Source organism: Frankia sp. CcMO1 (assembly GCF_977945845.1).
The window spans coordinates 1-16,546 of record NZ_CDWTMG010000091.1; the positions used below are offsets into that span (position 1 = coordinate 1).

The following is a 16,546-nucleotide window of genomic DNA, read 5'->3' on the forward strand; positions in this document are numbered from 1 at the left end:
TCGTCAGGTCACCCCGCGCCACACAACGGATCATGCAATCCGAAAATCACCATCAGATCCACGACCAGCCCCGGGACGTACTTCCCAAACAGGCCCTAGGGGGCAGACCGTGTATCACGCTCACTCCACACCCGGAGATGTCACGTTCAGGCGACGCGGCAATCCGGCCGCCCGCGCGTGCGCGAGCGTGGTCATGACAGCGGCACTGATGCTCGTGGCCGGGTGCTCTTCCAGCGGCGGCGACACCGCCTCGTTCACCCCGGTGCCACGGGCCACCCGGATCGCGCCCGCCGTCGAGGCTGATCCCCTGCCGCCGTTGAGCAAGTTCATCACCCAGCCGGACGGCAGCCAGGTGACGACGGTCAGCGCCGACTACCTGTTCGACTCGAACAGCAGTGAGCTCCGGAGGGAGGCCGTGACCGCGTTGGGGCAGATCCTGCCGTCGATCCGTGAACACCCCGGCCACATCGCGGTCATCGGGTACAGCGATGGGCTGGGTCGGACCGAGGACAACCTACGGCTGTCGCAGGATCGCGCCAGGGCGGTCGAGTCGTGGCTTGCGACTCAGGGCATCCCCGGCTCGGTGCTGGAGGTCAAGGGCAAGGGCGAGGAAGGCGCGCAGGACGGCGTCGCCGACGCGAGCCGGCGCCGAGTGGAGATCGTGCTGCGATGACGAGCAATGTTCCCGTCGCTGTTCCCGTCGCTCCCACGGCGGCGGCCGAGGATGCGACCAAGGACGATCTGATGGTTGCCGGGCCGCGGCGACGGGTCCGGCGCAGGCGGCTCGCCGGCCTGGTCGCGGCGACGCTGCTCGCGGCGCCGATGCTCACCGCCTGCAACACCGGCGGTCTACTGGGCAAGGCCGACGCCTCCGCTCCGTTGGACTGCACCCGATACCAGGAGAAGGCGCCGGACAACGGCGCATCCCTGCTACTGATCCTTCTCGACCTGTCCGACAACTCACCCGAGACGGCCGGGCGGGTGACCGCCCGGGCCCAGCCCTATCTCGACACCGCGCTGGAGAACGGCGAGTACATCCGGCTGGTCGCCAGCGGCGGCGGCCCGATGACCTACTCGGACTGCTTCCACGGCGACCGGATGTTCCAGATCACTCGGAACAACGACCAGCGCGAGGAGAAGGACCGGCTCGCCGCGTCGAAGGTGCCCAGCCAGGAGATCGACCACATCATCCAAACCGAGCAGATCAGCCCGAAGGGCAGCGTGACGGGCCTGCTTGCCGGCATCAACGATAAGATCAACGCCGTCCGTTCCACGCCCGACGTGAAGGTCGACGAGGTGACCGTGCTGGTCTGGACGGACCTCCTGGGTACCGGTCAGGAGTCCGACTGCCTCAACGTCGACGGCAAGAAGGCCTCCGTGTCGATCGCCGAGGCACTGGTCAAACGGTGCTTCGAGACGAAGCAGATCACCTCCGTCGGAAACGGCAAGGTGCGTTTCATCGGCGTCAACGAGGGATCGGCGGACCGCCCGCAGCAGGACCTCGCCCGTTATCTCAAGGGCGAGCTGTGCCGACGGATCAGCAGTGACTGCAGCTAGGACGGCTCCGCCCCAACCGGACACCCGGCGTCGTCATCCTCATGCCCCCGACCAGCCCGGTCCCGTCGAAAGCGGCACTGCATTGACCACTCTCACCGCTGCCTCCGGTCCAGCCGCGACCGTCGCCGGGGCACCCGAGATCCCGGAACACCCCGCCCGCATCCGCCGCGGCGCGCACCACGCCGACACATCCGAGCCACTGATGATCGCGACAGCACCGGTGGAAACCCACGCAAGGAGGCGACCCATGGGTGTTCTTCACGAGCCCGAGGAGCAGCATTTCAGCCCGGCCCTCATGCGCTCGACGGTCGTGATCACCAGCTGCCTGCTCATGCTCGCGGTGCTGGAGATCTGGGTCTGGCTGACCCTGTCGTCGTCGTTCGCGAAGGTCTCCGTCACCGGCTCGATGATCGTGACCGCGCTCAGCTTCTTCATCACCGGGAACACCTTCCGACTGCGCGACATCCGCCGTCGCGTGGGCAACCAGGCCCGGGCCGGCCGGATCGCCCCGATCGACGCGCTGTCCAGGCTGCCGCCGCGGGAGACCATCCAGCGACGATTCCTGCTGGGGGCCGTCGGTGCGGTCGTCGGGGTCGGCACGCTCGTACTGACCATGGTCTTCTCCGGTGACGAGGCCCAGGGTGCGCGCGAGGCGATGGTCGCCTCGGTGCTCGGCATCGTCTGCGCCATGCTCTGCTTCGTCGGCGGCACCTTCGCCCGTCCGATCGACTGACCCGCCGACCACACCGACCAGCAGCCGACGACGCCGCCGACAGCTCCGTGGAACCTCTCGTCGAATGTCCCGTCGAACCCGTCCGGTCGAACCCGGAAGGACCGAGATCGGAAAGTAGGAACCTCCAAGGTGCTGCGTAGGGAAAACCAGCCAGGGCGTCTGGCCAAGCAGCTCATCCGCCGGGTGGGAGACGCCGACATCGCGCTGGCGGGCGCCGAGACCCGCCCGAAGGTCCTCAAGAGCCTTGAGGACGCGGAGGTCCAGGAGGTCCGCGCTGCGGTCCGGGCCGACGGGAGGACCCTGGAAGAGCTGATCGCCGAACTCCGGATGGAGATCGACTCCCGGGCCGAACGCCGGGAGCGGCGGACCGAGCTGATCAAGAACAAGGTCGAACAGGGCCGGCTGTGGCGCAGCGTCGGGGTGCAGGAACACATCCCGCAGATGGCGCTGGCGGGCCCGGCCCGGGCCGCGGTGCTGACGGTGCTCGCGGCGCTGGACTTCTACGTCTTCGCCCAGTCCTACGCCGTCCTCGCCGACGTCGGCGGGTACGGGCCCGAATGGTGGCTGGGCGGCCTGCTGGGGGTCGCCGTGTTCATCGCCGGGGTGGCGCTCGCCCACGGCATCAAGGCGTCGATCCTCGCGCGGGCCCAGAAGCAGATGCTCGCCGACGCCGACGCGGGCCGATTCAAGATCGATCCGGAGATCCGCGAGCAGCTGGTGGAGTCGAAATCGTCGCCGCTGGCCCTGACCCTCACCACCGCGATCTTCCTGCTGCTGTCCATCGCCGGGGTGCTGGTACGCACCCAGGGATCGGCCGGCGAGAGCACCGGCAGCGCGGTGATCGTGTTCCAGGCGTTGATCCCGCTGGTCGCCGTCGCGGTCGAACTCTACCTGCACGACCCGACGGAACGGGACGAGCCGATGCCCAACATCGTCGACCGTCGACTCGAACGGCGGCTGGCCAAGGCCGAACGGCGGCTGCGCATCGTCGCGGCCCAGGTCGAGGCGAAGGTCTCCAGGATCGAGAAGCTCTACCGGGTCGAGGAGGCCATCCTTGACGTGGAGCAGAAGGACATGGGCCTGCGACACACCACCGACCTCGTCCTCGGCGGTGGCCACATCCCGACCGTCCCGACGAACGGCCGGGTCGCCGAGGTGGACCGCGACCAGTTGGAGAAGACCCTCAAAATGGCCCGTCGATCCTGATCCGGCCGACGGGTACTGATCCGGCCGACGGGTACCATGTGAGACCGCCATCGAAGAGCACGCCACCCGCGTGCCGGCCCCACGACCGGGGGTGACACTATTCCCATGCTTTCGGATGACGGCCTTTCGGATGACGACGTAGACGAGATCGTCTTCAAGGCCGCGGGAAACGGCGACCATCGCGGCGCGGCGGCCACTCTGGAGGCCTTGGCCGAACGGAGCGAGACGCACGGCGAACGCGTCACCCGGGCGTCCCTGCTGGTCGACGCGGGCAGCCAGTACGGGCTTGCGGACGACTGGGACGAGGCGATCCGCTGCTACCGGGCGGCGGTGGCGGACGGCGGCGGGTGCCTGGTCGATCCCCGCGTCTGGCTGCATGACGGCCTGCTGCGCAACGGGCAGCCGGACGACGCGGCCGCGCTGCGGGCCGAGCTGAAGGCGTCCCGGTCGGTCGATCCGGGCGTCTACGAGGCCGTGGCCGAGAGCCTGGAGTCAATCGGCCTGCTCACCGACGCCCACGCCTGGTTCACCATGGGCTACCACCGCTGCGAACACGCCACGGTCCCCGACTTCATGCTCGATCTCCTGCTGGTCGGCCGGCGGCGGGTGCGCGTCGCCCTCGGTTATCCGACGGACGATCTCGACGAGGTGGCCGAGGACTACATGGAGACGGTCGGCGGCTGATGGCCCCCGGGGTGCCCGGGGAAGAGCGCGGTGCCCGGGGAAGAGCGCGGCCGGATGCTTCGTTGCAACCAGCCGTGAGCCCGACCCGACCTGTCCCCTTGTCCGTGTTGGATCTCGTCCCGGTGGGCACCGGCGTCCCCGCCACCGACGCGGTCCGCGGGACGCTCGAACTCGCCCGACATGCCGAAAGGCTCGGATACACCCGATACTGGTTGGCCGAGCATCACGGCATCCCGGGGATCGCAAGCTCGGCGACCTCGATCCTCATCAGCCAGGTTGCCGCGGCCACCACCACCCTCAGGGTGGGGTCCGGTGGGGTGATGCTGCCCAACCATGCGCCACTCGCCATCGCCGAACAGTTCGGCACGTTGGGCACCCTCTTCCCGGGACGGATCGATCTGGGTATCGGCCGTGCTCCCGGCACCGATCCCGCGACCGCCCGGGCTCTGCGCCGCACCAGCGACCTGCCGGCCATCGACGACTTCCCCGCGCAGCTCGCCGAACTGACGACCTTTCTGGCCGGGGGGGATTTCCCCGGCTCGCACCCAAGGCACGGCGTCACCGCGTTCCCGCGGGCCGAGGTGCCGCCCATCTGGTTGCTGGGATCGAGTGGCTACAGCGCCCAGGTGGCCGGCATGCTCGGCCTGCCGTTCGCGTTCGCGCACCATTTCAGCTCGGTGAACACAGTGCCGGCGCTGGAGCTCTACCGGAAGTCCTTCCGTCCCTCGCCCGGCCGGGAGCGACCGTACGCGCTCGTCGCCGCCGCGGTACTCTGCGCCGCCGACGACGAGCGCGCGGAGTGGCTGGCCGGACCGCAGCGGCTGGCGATGCTGCGGCTGCGTACCGGCCGCCCCGGGGTGTTCCCCTCGCCCGAGGAGGCCGCAGCCTACCCGTGGACCTCGCGGGAGCGGTCGATCGCGGAGGCCGCCACCGCCTCGCACATCGTCGGCTCCCCAGTGACGGTTCGCGCGGGGATCGACGCACTGCTCGACGAGACGGGCGCCGACGAGGTCATGGTCGTCACCAACGTCACCCGGCTGGCGGACCGGATCCGCTCCTACGAGCTGGTAGCCGAACTCGGCGGACTGACGTCGGCGGGTCCGGCGGCCGCGAGCGGCCGGGGCGCAGTACCCATTCGGTGATCCGCGCAACCAGTCCGCGCGGCAGCAGTCGGGAGGCAGCGGAGGCCAGGTAGTTCAGCCGTCCGTCGATGACATACGCCTGGCCGCGGTCGAGGGCACGGAACGCGGTGGCGATCACCTCGTCCGTGGTCCGCAACCGGCCACCGGCGGACATCCGGGTTCCCAGCACCTCGAAGAACTCGGTGTCGGTCGGTCCGGGACATAACGCGAGGACGCGGACCCCCCGCCGACGGTACTCGGCCCACAGGCCGATCGAGAACGACAGGACGAAGGCCTTCGAGGCCCGGTAGACGGCCATATACGGGACGGCCTGGAAACCCGAGGTGGAGGAGACGTTGATGACCGTGCCGCGGCCCCGGGCCACCATGCCCGGCAGGAACAGGTGCGCGACCCGTTCGACGGCCACCACGTTCAGCATCACCTCACGATGATCCCGGTCGGCGGACAGCTCATGGTAAGGGCCGCGTGTCCCGAACCCGGCGTTGTTGACGAGGATGTCGACCTCCAGGCCCGCTTCGGCGACCGCCTCGGCGAGACGGTCCGGACCACGCTCGTCGGCGAGGTCGACCGCGATGACGTGCGCCTCGGTGCCGTACCGGGCAGCGAGGCGCTCCGCGACCATCCACAGCTTCGGTTCGGACGGCGCCACGAGGACGAGCCGGGCTCCACGGTCCGCGTACGCCTCGGCGAACGCCGCGCCGATGCCCGAGGATGCGCCGGTGATGAGAGCGGTGCTCATCCGAAGATCCGGGTCGGCGGTCATGCTTCTCCTGCTCAGCCGGGGTTCCGCGCGGGCGGGCGCGCCACGGGGCGATGCCAGGAAACGCCATCATCGTCGGATTCCCTCACCCGCTCCGCTCGACTCGCCCGCAAAAAATAACTCCGATGCGCGTCTAATCAACTACACTTTCGCCGCTACCCGGCAGCCGCGGCAGGAGGATCGTGTCCATACGTAGTCGACTGTCGCGACATCCCGGCGCACTCGTCCTCGTCCTCCTCGCCATGAGTGCCGTTCTTGTCGCGACCCTCGGTCACGAACACCGCGGCCACAACGACAGCAGCCCGGACGGGTCCAGTAGCCCGGACAGGCCAGGGCCCACCAGCGCGGCCAGTCTTCCCGGCCTACCCGTCGCCCGTACACCACACGACGCCCATGGACCACTCGCTGACGGGGATCCGCGGCCCGGCCCCTGGCGGCGGGAATCCGACCCGTCCCGGCGACCCAGCCGGGCAAGCTGCGCTTTGGCCTCGGGCCGGCGCTCGACAGCGCCCTCGCCTCGCCGCTCGCCGGAGACCTGGACTTTCTCACCACCTGGTACAACGGCCCGGGCGACCTGAGCTTCCTACGGAAGTGGCGGGCGGACCTAATTCCCGAAGTTTACCATTCCGGACACGGCATTCATCTCGTCGTCTGGCTCGACGGCACCGGCAGCGTGGGGACCTTCCAGACCTCCCATGGCCCCGCCTGCGGCCGGGAGTACCCGTTGTCCGGCGCCTTTCTCGCCGACGCCCGCGAGCTCGCCTCGATCTTCGCCGGGCCCGCGAACGGCCCGGCGCTCTACGTCACGCTCTTCACCGAGCTGCAGACATATCCGTGCCAGTCCAACGAGTGGGCCGCCACGCCCGAGACCACGAACTACTACCGGGCTCTGCAGGACCGGTACCTGGCGACCCAGGAGATCCTCCATGCCGGGGCGCCCAACGCCCGGGTGTCGCTGGGCTGGGGCGGTTGGCAGAGCCGCTGGGACGATCCGGTGAAGGGCGGCGGCCGCTCCCTGATCACACACTTCGCGGACGTGCTGCGGGCGTCGGACTTCCAGAGCTTCCAGGCGATGGGGAACGATTCCAACGCCGCCGACGTGCGGAACATGACGAAGCTGCTGGGACAGTACGGCCCGGTCATGGTGGCGCATTTCAAGTCGGGGTCGCAGGCGGTCTGGGACGCGGACATGCACGCCCTGCTCGCCGGCGACGAGGCGCGCAAGCTCAGCCTGGACGGGCTGTTCGCCTTCAGTTTCATGGACCAGTCCAACATCATCTTCTCGCCCCGGGCGCTGGCCACCGCCCGGGGGGCGGTGCAGAGCCACGGCGTCCGGTCCTCGTTCTAACCGACCGCCTAGAACGATCAGTTAGTAAGCGGGCGGAGAGGGTAGTCGGTAGGACTACGAGGCAGCCGTGGCCCGCGCCCGCCGCACGCGATGATCATGCAATGAGGAGGAGGAGGCCGCGCGGATGCGTCTGCCCGCAGCCCGGACCGTCCTGCGCGTGCCGAGCGCCCTCCTGGGGGCGGTGGTCCAGCCGGTTCTCGCCCATACGGTTCTCGCCCATGCCCGGACCGGGTGGAGTCCGGCTTCGAAGCCCGGTTCCCCCGCACTCGGGCCCCCCGCGCCCCGCGCCGTCGATCACGACAGCGTCGATCACGAGATCGCCGGCTCCACGGCGGCCGGCGAACCGCGGGAGAAGGCCGGCGCCTACCGCCTCCTCAGTCTCGGGGTCCGTGGGATCTCCGGGCCGGCCGGCGAATCCCGTCGCCGGCAGGTGGAACGAGTACTGGAGAATCAGCCCGGGGTGGCGTGGGCCCGGGTCAACGAGCCGTTGCAATGTGTCCTGATCGGGCTCGCCGAACCGCCCCCCGCCCTTGACGATCTGGTCGCGGCCCTCGGCCGGGTGGAGGGCGTCGCGCTCGAACCGAGGCCGGGAGCGGTACCGAGGTTCGCGGCGCCGATCCGCCGGACGGCCACGGCACTGGCCGCCGACGGGGTCGCGTTCGCGCTGGCGTCAGCGGGCCGGCTCGCCCGGGCGGTGCCGCTGCCCATCGAGATCGCATCGCTGGTCACCCTCGTCGACACCCAACCCCGGCTACGCCGGTGGGTGGAGCAGATGCTCGGCGCGGGCCGGGCTGACGTCGTCCTCGGGCTGGTCAATGCCGGTGCCCTCGCCCTGGCGCAGGGGAATCTCGGTCTCGCGGTCGACGCCGGCTACCGGATGGTCATGCTGGGCGAGGCGCGTGCGCGCCGAGACACCTTCCTGGCGGCTCGGGACGAGCTGCTCGGTCATCCGGACTGGGCCGCGGCCGAGCCGGTGGTGACCGAACGGCCGCGGCCGCTGCCGGACGGTCCCGTGGATCGCTACGCCGACCTCGCCGTACTCGCCGGACTCGGCGGGTTCGCGGCCGCCACCGCCGCCACCGGGAATCCGCGCCGTGCCGCGGCGCTGGCCGCCACCTCGCTGCCACGCCCGGCCCGGGTCGGGCGGGAGGGCTTCGCCGCCCAGTTGACCCGCGTCCTGGCGCGTCGCGGCGTCCACGTCATGGATTCGGCGGCCCTGCGGGTGCTCGACCGCGTCGACACCATCGTCATCGACGCCGACGTCCTGCGCAGCGAGGAACGCATCATCGCCGACGTCGTGCCGCTGGCCGGTGCGGACCGCAGCGACGTCGCGGTCCGCGCGCACGCCCTGTTCCGTCCGGCCGGTATCAGCACCGTCGCCACCGCGGAGGGCTGGGCCCTCGGGCCGGTGGAACAGCTCGGCCTGCGCGGCCGGACCGGTGTCCGGGAGCGCCGCGAACTGGCCCGGTCCGGGGCGGACACGGTGCTCGGTCTGGCTCAGGGCAGCAGGCTGATGGCGATCGTGTCGATCGTACCCGGGCGGGCGGAGGGGAGCCACCACCTGCTGGCCGCCTGCCGCCGTTCCGGGCGGGCGGTGTTCGTCGCCGGTGACCTTCCCGCCGGCGCCGGCGGAACAGCGGAGGACACCAACCTTCCCGGGGTACCCGGGGGGGACCGGCTCGTCGGCGCGATCCGCGGTCTGCAGGCCGAGCGCGGCGGCGTCCTGGTCGTGTCCCGCCGACGGGCCGCGGTCGGCACCGCGGACTGCGGCGTCGGCGTGAACGGCCACGACGGCTCGCCGGCCTGGGGGGCGCACATCCTGGTCGGGAATGACCTGGCCGCCGCCAGCCTCGTGGTCGAGGCGGTCGCCGCGGCCGCCCGGGTGAGCCAGCACGCGGTGCGGCTCGCCCAGGTGGGCTCGGGTGCCGGCGCGTTGGCCATGCTTACCGGGGCCGACCCGCGGCTGGTGTCCCGGGCCATGACAATGGTCACCGCGGCGGTCACCGCCGCCCTCGGCGAGGGGATCTGGGCGGCGCGGGAACTGGGTCGCTGCCCCCCGCCGCTCGCGGTCCCCCGTACCCCGTGGCACATCCTGCCGGCCGAGGACTGCCTGGCTCGGCTGGACAGCCGCCCGGGTGGACTGTCCACCGAGGATGCGGCGCGACGCCGCCAGGACGGCGCGGTGTCGATGCAGGCGACCGCGCCCAGCCTCGTCCGGGCGTTCGCGGCCGAGCTGGCCAACCCGCTCACCCCCGTCCTCCTCGGCGGCGCCGCGCTGTCGGCCGCGACCGGTTCCGTGCTGGACGCCGGTCTGGTGCTCAGCGTCGCGATCGGCTCGGCGTTCGCCGGCGCGGTCCAGCAGCTACGGGCGGACCGGGCGCTCGCCCGACTGTTCGCTGTCTCGGCGGTTCCGGCCCGGTTGCTGCGGGACGGCGAGGAGACCAAGCTGCCGGCGGACAACCTGGTCCCGGGCGACATCATCATGGTCGGGGCCGGGGATGTCGTCCCCGCGGACTGCCGGCTCCTGTCGACGACGGGACTCGACGTCGACGAGTCGTCGCTGACCGGCGAGTCCATGCCGGTCACGAAGTCGCCCGGACCAGTAGCAGCCGCCAACCTGGCGGACCGCTCCTCGATGATCTACGAAGGAACGACCGTCGCCGGCGGGCGGGGCACCGGCGTGGTGGTGGCCACCGGCCCGGCCACCGAGGCGGGGCGCAGCATGGCCGCGACCGCCGGTCCCGCCCGGCTCAGCGGCGTCGAGGCGCGACTGTCCACAATTACCGATCTCACCATTCCGGTGGCGCTCGGCGCCGCCGAGGCACTGTTGGCCTCCGGGTTGATCCGTGGCCTGCCGATCCGGGACACCCTCAGCGCCGGAGTAGCGCTCGCCGTCGCGGCGGTGCCCGAAGGGCTGCCCTTCCTCGCCACCGCCGCCCAACTTTCCGCCGCCCGACGGCTCTCGGCGCGGGGCGCGCTGGTACGCAACCCCCGCACCATCGAGACCCTCGGCCGGGTGGACGTGCTGGGTTTCGACAAGACCGGAACGCTCACCGAGGGCAGGATCCGCCTGCACGCCGTCTCGGACGGCACGCATACCGCTGCGGCGACCGAGTTCGGACCGACGCATCGGCGGGTGCTGGCCGCCGGGCTACGCGCCACGCCGCGCGGCAAAGGCAAGAAGAAGTTGCCGCATCCGACCGACCGCGCGGTGCAGAAGGGAGCGGCCGCGGCTGCGGTGACCCGCGAGTACGGTCTCGCCGTGTGGTCGCCGACGGCCTCGCTTCCCTTCGAGCCGGGCCGCGGCTACCACGCGGCAGTGGGGGATGCCGGCACGACCACGCTGCTGAGCGTCAAAGGGGCGCCCGAGGTGCTGCTGCCACGGTGCGTCCGCCTCCGGACCGCCGACGGCACGGCACCGCTGAACGACCGCCGGCGGGCGAGGCTCATCCAGGAGCACAGCCGGCTCGCGGGCGCGGGCTACCGCGTCCTCGCGGTGGCCGATCGCGACCTGGGTTCCGCGCCCCGACCGGCGGACGAGGGACTCACCGATGACAGCGTGGCCGAGTTGACCTTCCTCGGCTTCCTTGTCCTCTCCGACCCGGTCCGGACCACGGCCGGGGCGTCGCTGGAGGCGCTACGCGCCGCGGGCGTGCAGGTGCTGATGATGACCGGAGACCATCCGGCCACTGCCAGGACGATCGCCACCGAGCTGGGAGTGCTCACCGACAACCAGATCATGCTGACGGGTGCCGAGCTCGAGGCCATGGACAACGAGGCCCTGGACGCGGTCCTGCCCAGGGTGGCCGTGATCGCCCGGGGCACTCCGCTGCACAAGGTGCGGGTCGTGGAGGCCTACCAGCGGCTGGGCAAGACGGTGGCGATGACCGGCGACGGCGCCAACGATGCGCCCGCCATCCGGCTCGCCGACGTCGGCCTCGCGTTGGGCCGGCGCGGCACGCCGGCGGCCCGGGCCGCCGCCGACGTGATCGTGACGGACGACCAGCTGGACACGATCATCGACGTGCTCGTCGAGGGCCGTTCGATGTGGGCCTCGGTCCGCCAGGCCCTGGGCATCTTCGTGGGCGGGAACCTCGGCGAGATCGCGTTCACCCTCCTCGGCTCCATGGCCACCGGGCGATCGCCGCTGTCCGCGCGGCAACTGCTGCTCGTCAATCTGCTCACCGATCTCGCCCCGGCCCTGGCCGTCGCGCTGCGCGAGCCGGATCCGGAGGTGACCGGACAGCTCCTCGGCGAGGGCCCCGAGCGCTCCCTCGGTACCGCCCTGAACCGGGAGATCGCGGTGCGGACGGTCGCCACGACCCTCGCCGCCGCAGGTGCCTGGATCACCGCCCGCCTCACCGGGCGCCGACGGCACGCGAACACGGTCGGCCTCGCCGCGCTCGTCGGCTCACAACTGGGCCAGACACTGCTCGTCGGCGGCCGCAGCCGGACGGTCCTGCTGAGCATCGTCGCCTCGGCGGTCGTCCTGGCCGCCATCGTGCAGATGCCAGGCGTCAGCCAGTTCTTCGGTTGCACCCCGCTCGGTCCGGTGGGCTGGTCGATCGCGATCGGCGCGTCGCTGGCGGGGACGTTGCTCTCCTTCTTCCTCCAGGCCCCCTCCAGGCTCCAGTCCTCCAGGCCCCAGTCCGCCACCTAGCATTGCCTCTGCCGTCGTGGATAATCCGCCTACGTGGCAACAGCCGTGGCACGCTAGTTGGAAACCCGTCGGCGGCTCCACGAAAATATTCTCAACGCGCCGAGAAGACGTTGGCCGACCTTACGCACGACCCGCAGGGGACGTAATGAAGTAACAAATACGTAATCGAGAGCATCATCGCAGGTCACAGGCCTGTGGAGGGTTCGAAACGCGCAAGTTATTTCATTTTGACTCCGCAGACGCCCCCGGAGACGCCCCCGCATATCAGGACACCTTTGGGTACGTGCGAGGTGAGTTGCGAGGTGAATGGGGTAGGTGCCTGCACAGAAGCAGTCATGATATCATGATTGAGGAGTCTGATATCGAACCTGCGAGGTGGCGCCGGTGGCCGACATCCTCGTACGTGACGTACCCGATGCGGTTCTCGCCGAGCTCGACGCTGCCGCCGCCCGAGCCGGAATCTCGCGTGTCGAGTATCTGCGCCGCACGCTTGCCGCCGAAGCCGAGCGGGCATCGCGCGACACACGTCCCCCTCTTGGGCGGGAGAACTGGGCGCAGCTCCACGACCTGATCTCGGACCTCGCCGACGAAGACGTGATGCGCGGTGCCTGGTCGTGACCGACAGCTGGCTCATCGACAAGTCGGCACTGGTCCGCATACCAACCCATCCCGACGAACCCGTCTGGTCACAGCGAGTCGATCAAGGTCTGGTACACATCTGCGCGGTCACGCTGCTCGAAGTGGGCTACTCGGCCCGCAACGGCCCTGAGCACGCCCGGCTCCTCGGCACCCTGCCGCTCGCACGCATGGTCATCCAGTGGGACATACCGGCAGCCGTGGCCCGGCGCGCCTACGAGGTCCAAGGCCTGCTGGCCGCAGCCGGCCATCATCGGGCCCCGGGCGTCCCCGATCTGCTGATCGCAGCGACAGCGGAAACCGCCGGGCTCACGCTCCTGCACCGCGACAAGGACTTCGAACTGATCGCAGACCTGACCAGGCAACCGTTGTGCCGATTGTCCTGATCCTCCAGACCCCACGCCGATGACACCCCACGAGTTGGACGACGGATGGCTCGTGTTCAACCGGCCGCGCGTCCGCGTCCGCGGCATCCGGGGCATCATAATTCATCGAGGCGGCCGGAGCCTGCGCCGCGGGCGAAGGCGCGGTTGACGGTTCCACTTCGGGCCGCCAGGCGGTCATCGACTTTGGCTGCTCGGCGTCGGATGTCCCCGCCCCGCTCCAGCGTCACCGGGGTCCCCGAGTTCGCTGCTGTCGGTCTCAGTGGACACCGCTGAGCTCCTCGATGTGCTCGCGCAGGTCACCGACGGTGGCGAAACTCGCGAGCCGTTCGTCGGCGATCTGGATCGAGAACTCGCGTTCGACAGCATAGATGAGGTTGATGTGCGCGAGCGAGTCCCATCCGGGTATGTCGGCGGCGGTCGTGGCGTCGGTGATGACGAGGTCGTCGTCACCGAAGATCTCCCGGAAGATCTGCTGCAGCCGCTCCTGCGTCATTACCTGGGCACCGTGGTCAGCTCGGCGATCAGTGCGTGCTCCCGCAGAGCCGCGGCGCCTTCGCCAGCGCCGGCATCCCCTCTGTTGATCATTTCTGCGGCCCCTCCCGATGTGATTCGTCATGGCACCCCGCATGGCACCCCGCGTCCACCAGGTCAAACTCTACCGTTACGTAAGAGTTGGTTCGTCGGGGATGGCGTCCCGGCGGGGATTGGAGAGCTGACGCGCCCCTGGGTGCCAACGCATACTCGACCGTTACGTAATGGTACTGTCGCAGCTGTGCGGGATGTGGCTGCTTCGCCGCGGATGACCGCGATCGACTCGCATCGACGCGTGTTCGCGCTGACGGACGGGGCCCGTCCAGGGATCCCGGCGGCCACCTGTTCGCGTTCGTCCGGGTTAGCGACCTGCGCCACTCTGCCGAGGAGCGTCCAGCAGTGACGGCAAAGCAGAACCTGGCTATCGCCTGTGCCGACCATCTGCCAGGCGGAAGTCCATGTGCCCACCTGCCCCAGCTCGCCGGCCGCGGCGCGCTGGTCACCGGTGCCTCCAGCGGGATCGGACGCGCCGTCGCCCTTCGGTTGGCGCGGGCCGGCGCACTTGTCATCGCGACCGGTCGCGATCAGGAGGTGCTGGCGAGGATGGTCAAGGAAGCCGACGAGGTCGGTCTGACCATCCACCACCAGGCTGCGGACATCACCGATCCCGCGGACCGCGGCTGTCTGGTCGACATGGTCCGTGATCAGCCCACGGACCTGAAGATCCTGGTGCACTCGGCAGGGGCCTACCACCGCGGCGCGATCACCGACGCCCCGCTGGCCGACCTCGACGAACAGCTGGACGTCAATGTGCGCGCGCCCTATGTGCTCACCCAGATGCTGATCCCGGACCTCATCCGGACCGGTGGCGACGTAGTGTTCATCAACTCCACCCAGGGCCTGTCCGCCGGCGCCGGCGCCGGCCAGTACGCCGCGGCCAAGCACGCCCTGCGGGCGATCGCCGACAGCCTGCGGGCGGAGGTCTCGGCTGCCGGGGTGCGGGTGTGCACGGTCTTCCCGGGCCGCACCGCGACCCCCATGCAGCAAAAAATCTTCCAGGCCGAGGGGCGGGCGTGGAATGCCGACCTGCTCATCGCGCCCGACGACATCGCCGACGCCGTGACCGGGGCAGTGGCACTTCCCGACCGCGCGAGTATCACCGAGATCGTGATACGCCCCACCCATGGACCCGGACCAAGGGACTCGTTCGTAGCTCGTCCGCAGACGAGCTAGACCTCACAACGCTGTGCGGCGACTGCCGGCCAGGTCCCAGGTCCGGCCGATAGCCGGCTGCCAACGCCACGATGTTTACCCGATCGGGGCTCGATAGACAATTCAACACCTACGTTAGTGTTTGTTTCTCCGAGGTGTCGCCGCGGCCTTGCCTGGGACGGCACGCATGGCTGACGATCAAGGGGGCGCGTTGACCCGGAGGACCTCGCCGGAATCTGCCCAGCAGGAGATCTTCCGTCCCTCGCGGCAGCTCCCACCGTCTCAGGCCGGGCTGGAGCTGCCCACGTTGACCGGCCTGCGGGGAGTCGCCGCCACTCTGGTGTTCCTCCGCCACATCCACGCAGACGTCCAAGGGACTCTGCCTGTGGTCGCGGTGCTAGGCAACATCGGATACGTGGGCGTCACGTTCTTCTTCGTGCTGTCGGGGTTCGTCCTCACCTGGGCGGCCAGGCCGATCGCCGTGGGGCAATTCTATTGGCGCCGGTTCGCCCGGGTCTATCCTCTGTACTTCGCCGCCATCTGGATCTGGCTCGCGATCGCGTGGCCGCTGGAGACACTCGGGGACTTCGGCTCGAAGCCCCTCGCCATCCTGCCGAGTCTGCTCCTCGTCCAGGCCTGGGTCCCGACCCAGTCGATCTATTTCGGCTGGGGTGGTGCCGTGCTGTGGTCGTTGTCCTGCGAGGCGTTCTTCTACCTGGTCTTCCCATACGTGTACCGCAGGTTCGCGACCCGCACCAACCCCGAACGCATCCGCACCGCGCTCCTGTTCGTTCTCCCTGCCGCGGCCGTGTCATGTGTGGCGAGCGCCGCGGGCTCTCGATTCGATCTTGCCGCGTACGCGAACCCGGCGGTGCGGCTCGGCGAGTTCGTCCTTGGCGTGGCCCTTGGGTTGCTGGCTCGTGAGGGTGCCCGCGCAACGCCGTGGCAACGTCGGATGCTTACGCCTGGTTGGTTGTCTCGATACTCCTGGGCTACCGCTACGGCCATCTACAGGGATTCATCGACACGCTCACACTGCCGGCGTTTGCCATCATCATCTTCCTGGCCGGCACCCGTGAGGCGGACGGCCGCCGGATTCCGGTGTTCAGCTCCCGCCCACTCGTCTATTTCGGCGAGATCTCCTACGCCTTCTATCTCGTTCACCCCGCCGCACTCACGATCAGCGGGGAACTCGGCTGGGTCGACGCCACCACCGCGGCCGGGACGGCGCTCGCCATCCTCGCCGACTTCGCCCTGTCCTTCGCCCTCGCCGCGGTCCTGCATCACACGGTGGAAGGCCCGGCCCGCCGATGGCTGATGGGGGTACTCCGGTCACGATCGTCCCCCCGTCATGCCTACCGGAGCCTGCTGCCCGATGTGCCACCGCGGATCCCACAGGAGTCTGCGAGCGCGGTGCCAGCGGCCCGGGACCTGGCGTGACTGCGGTCATGGCCATGGACAACCCGGCGGGGCCGGAGCTCAGAGGTCGGTTTGATTGGTGATGTGATCAGCTGGCAACGAAGCCGTGGCTGGGTCCCGGTCTCACCCGGTGGGGGCGGAAGTGGTGCCAGTGGGTGTTTCCTGACCGCGATCGGTCAGGATTGTGTCGCGTCTGTGGATGCGGAAAGAGGAGGGAAATCCGTCGCGGCGGGCGAGCACGGCTATTAGGGCCTGTTTGGGAAGTACGTCCC

General features: G+C 69.9%; 14 protein-coding genes and 1 pseudogene. 13 read left to right on the plus strand and 2 right to left on the minus strand.

What is annotated here, in order from left to right; all coding sequences use genetic code 11:
• The first annotated feature begins 193 nt into the window (after positions 1 to 193).
• The 6 genes from AC08OU_RS12855 (at position 194) to AC08OU_RS12880 (ending at position 5,322) form a co-directional block, all read left to right on the plus strand.
• On the plus strand, positions 194 to 673 hold the full coding sequence (locus AC08OU_RS12855; RefSeq protein WP_476604967.1) for an OmpA family protein: 480 nt from the start codon (positions 194 to 196) through the stop codon (positions 671 to 673).
• Positions 670 to 1,557, plus strand: coding sequence for a hypothetical protein (locus tag AC08OU_RS12860; protein ID WP_476600090.1), 888 nt, complete (start codon positions 670 to 672; stop codon positions 1,555 to 1,557). The genes AC08OU_RS12855 and AC08OU_RS12860 overlap by 4 nt, the downstream gene beginning before the upstream one ends.
• A gap of 247 nt (positions 1,558 to 1,804) precedes the next feature.
• Positions 1,805 to 2,290 (plus strand): hypothetical protein, encoded by a 486-nt coding sequence (locus AC08OU_RS12865; RefSeq protein ID WP_476600092.1) that lies wholly within the window; start codon positions 1,805 to 1,807, stop codon positions 2,288 to 2,290.
• Positions 2,291 to 2,419: 129 nt separating this feature from the next.
• Positions 2,420 to 3,496, plus strand: coding sequence for a hypothetical protein (locus tag AC08OU_RS12870; RefSeq protein WP_476600094.1), 1,077 nt, complete (start codon positions 2,420 to 2,422; stop codon positions 3,494 to 3,496).
• A gap of 105 nt (positions 3,497 to 3,601) precedes the next feature.
• On the plus strand, positions 3,602 to 4,180 hold the full coding sequence (locus tag AC08OU_RS12875) for a hypothetical protein (protein ID WP_462188305.1): 579 nt from the start codon (positions 3,602 to 3,604) through the stop codon (positions 4,178 to 4,180).
• Between the two features lie 74 nt (positions 4,181 to 4,254).
• Positions 4,255 to 5,322, plus strand: a complete 1,068-nt coding sequence (locus tag AC08OU_RS12880) for an LLM class flavin-dependent oxidoreductase (RefSeq protein ID WP_476600096.1) — start codon at positions 4,255 to 4,257, stop codon at positions 5,320 to 5,322.
• Here AC08OU_RS12880 and AC08OU_RS12885 read toward each other — a convergent pair.
• Positions 5,210 to 6,085 carry an SDR family NAD(P)-dependent oxidoreductase gene (locus AC08OU_RS12885; RefSeq protein WP_476600098.1) on the minus strand — a complete coding sequence of 292 codons (876 nt, stop codon included), beginning with the start codon at positions 6,083 to 6,085 and terminating at the stop codon, positions 5,210 to 5,212. The genes AC08OU_RS12880 and AC08OU_RS12885 overlap by 113 nt on opposite strands.
• A gap of 670 nt (positions 6,086 to 6,755) precedes the next feature.
• On the opposite strand from AC08OU_RS12885, the gene AC08OU_RS12890 reads away from it, so the two are divergent.
• From AC08OU_RS12890 to AC08OU_RS12905, 4 genes are all read left to right on the plus strand, one after another.
• Positions 6,756 to 7,430 (plus strand): hypothetical protein, encoded by a 675-nt coding sequence (locus AC08OU_RS12890; protein WP_476604968.1) that lies wholly within the window; start codon positions 6,756 to 6,758, stop codon positions 7,428 to 7,430.
• A 124-nt stretch (positions 7,431 to 7,554) separates the two neighbouring features.
• Complete coding sequence (locus AC08OU_RS12895; protein ID WP_476600102.1) at positions 7,555 to 12,090, plus strand: cation-translocating P-type ATPase; 4,536 nt, start codon at positions 7,555 to 7,557, stop codon at positions 12,088 to 12,090.
• A 384-nt stretch (positions 12,091 to 12,474) separates the two neighbouring features.
• A complete protein-coding gene (gene vapB / locus AC08OU_RS12900) occupies positions 12,475 to 12,708 on the plus strand; it encodes a type II toxin-antitoxin system VapB family antitoxin (RefSeq protein ID WP_462187308.1) in 234 nt (77 codons plus the stop codon).
• Complete coding sequence (locus tag AC08OU_RS12905) at positions 12,705 to 13,112, plus strand: PIN domain-containing protein (RefSeq protein ID WP_476600104.1); 408 nt, start codon at positions 12,705 to 12,707, stop codon at positions 13,110 to 13,112. The genes vapB and AC08OU_RS12905 overlap by 4 nt, the downstream gene beginning before the upstream one ends.
• Positions 13,113 to 13,368: 256 nt before the next feature.
• Here AC08OU_RS12905 and AC08OU_RS12910 read toward each other — a convergent pair whose 3' ends face one another.
• Positions 13,369 to 13,605, minus strand: coding sequence for an acyl carrier protein (locus tag AC08OU_RS12910; protein WP_462187307.1), 237 nt, complete (start codon positions 13,603 to 13,605; stop codon positions 13,369 to 13,371).
• A 437-nt stretch (positions 13,606 to 14,042) separates the two neighbouring features.
• On the opposite strand from AC08OU_RS12910, the gene AC08OU_RS12915 reads away from it, so the two are divergent.
• From AC08OU_RS12915 to AC08OU_RS12925, 3 genes and pseudogenes are all read left to right on the plus strand, one after another.
• Positions 14,043 to 14,876 (plus strand): SDR family oxidoreductase, encoded by an 834-nt coding sequence (locus tag AC08OU_RS12915; protein ID WP_476600106.1) that lies wholly within the window; start codon positions 14,043 to 14,045, stop codon positions 14,874 to 14,876.
• Positions 14,877 to 15,042: 166 nt separating this feature from the next.
• Positions 15,043 to 15,720, plus strand: a pseudogene (locus AC08OU_RS12920) (acyltransferase family protein); the annotation flags it as partial.
• A gap of 104 nt (positions 15,721 to 15,824) precedes the next feature.
• Positions 15,825 to 16,295, plus strand: a complete 471-nt coding sequence (locus AC08OU_RS12925) for an acyltransferase family protein (protein WP_462187312.1) — start codon at positions 15,825 to 15,827, stop codon at positions 16,293 to 16,295.
• The last annotated feature ends 251 nt before the right edge of the window (positions 16,296 to 16,546 follow it).

What these genes read in the sequence shown, in the direction of transcription:
- AC08OU_RS12855 (WP_476604967.1), top strand. Translation starts at nt 194, where the DNA reads ATGACAGCGGCACTGATGCTCGTGGCCGGGTGCTCTTCCAGCGGCGGC.
- AC08OU_RS12860 (WP_476600090.1), top strand. Translation starts at nt 670, where the DNA reads ATGACGAGCAATGTTCCCGTCGCTGTTCCCGTCGCTCCCACGGCGGCG.
- AC08OU_RS12865 (WP_476600092.1), top strand. Translation starts at nt 1,805, where the DNA reads ATGGGTGTTCTTCACGAGCCCGAGGAGCAGCATTTCAGCCCGGCCCTC.
- AC08OU_RS12875 (WP_462188305.1), top strand. Translation starts at nt 3,602, where the DNA reads ATGCTTTCGGATGACGGCCTTTCGGATGACGACGTAGACGAGATCGTC.
- AC08OU_RS12885 (WP_476600098.1), bottom strand. Translation starts at nt 6,085, where the DNA reads ATGACCGCCGACCCGGATCTTCGGATGAGCACCGCTCTCATCACCGGC.
- AC08OU_RS12895 (WP_476600102.1), top strand. Translation starts at nt 7,555, where the DNA reads ATGCGTCTGCCCGCAGCCCGGACCGTCCTGCGCGTGCCGAGCGCCCTC.
- AC08OU_RS12910 (WP_462187307.1), bottom strand. Translation starts at nt 13,605, where the DNA reads ATGACGCAGGAGCGGCTGCAGCAGATCTTCCGGGAGATCTTCGGTGAC.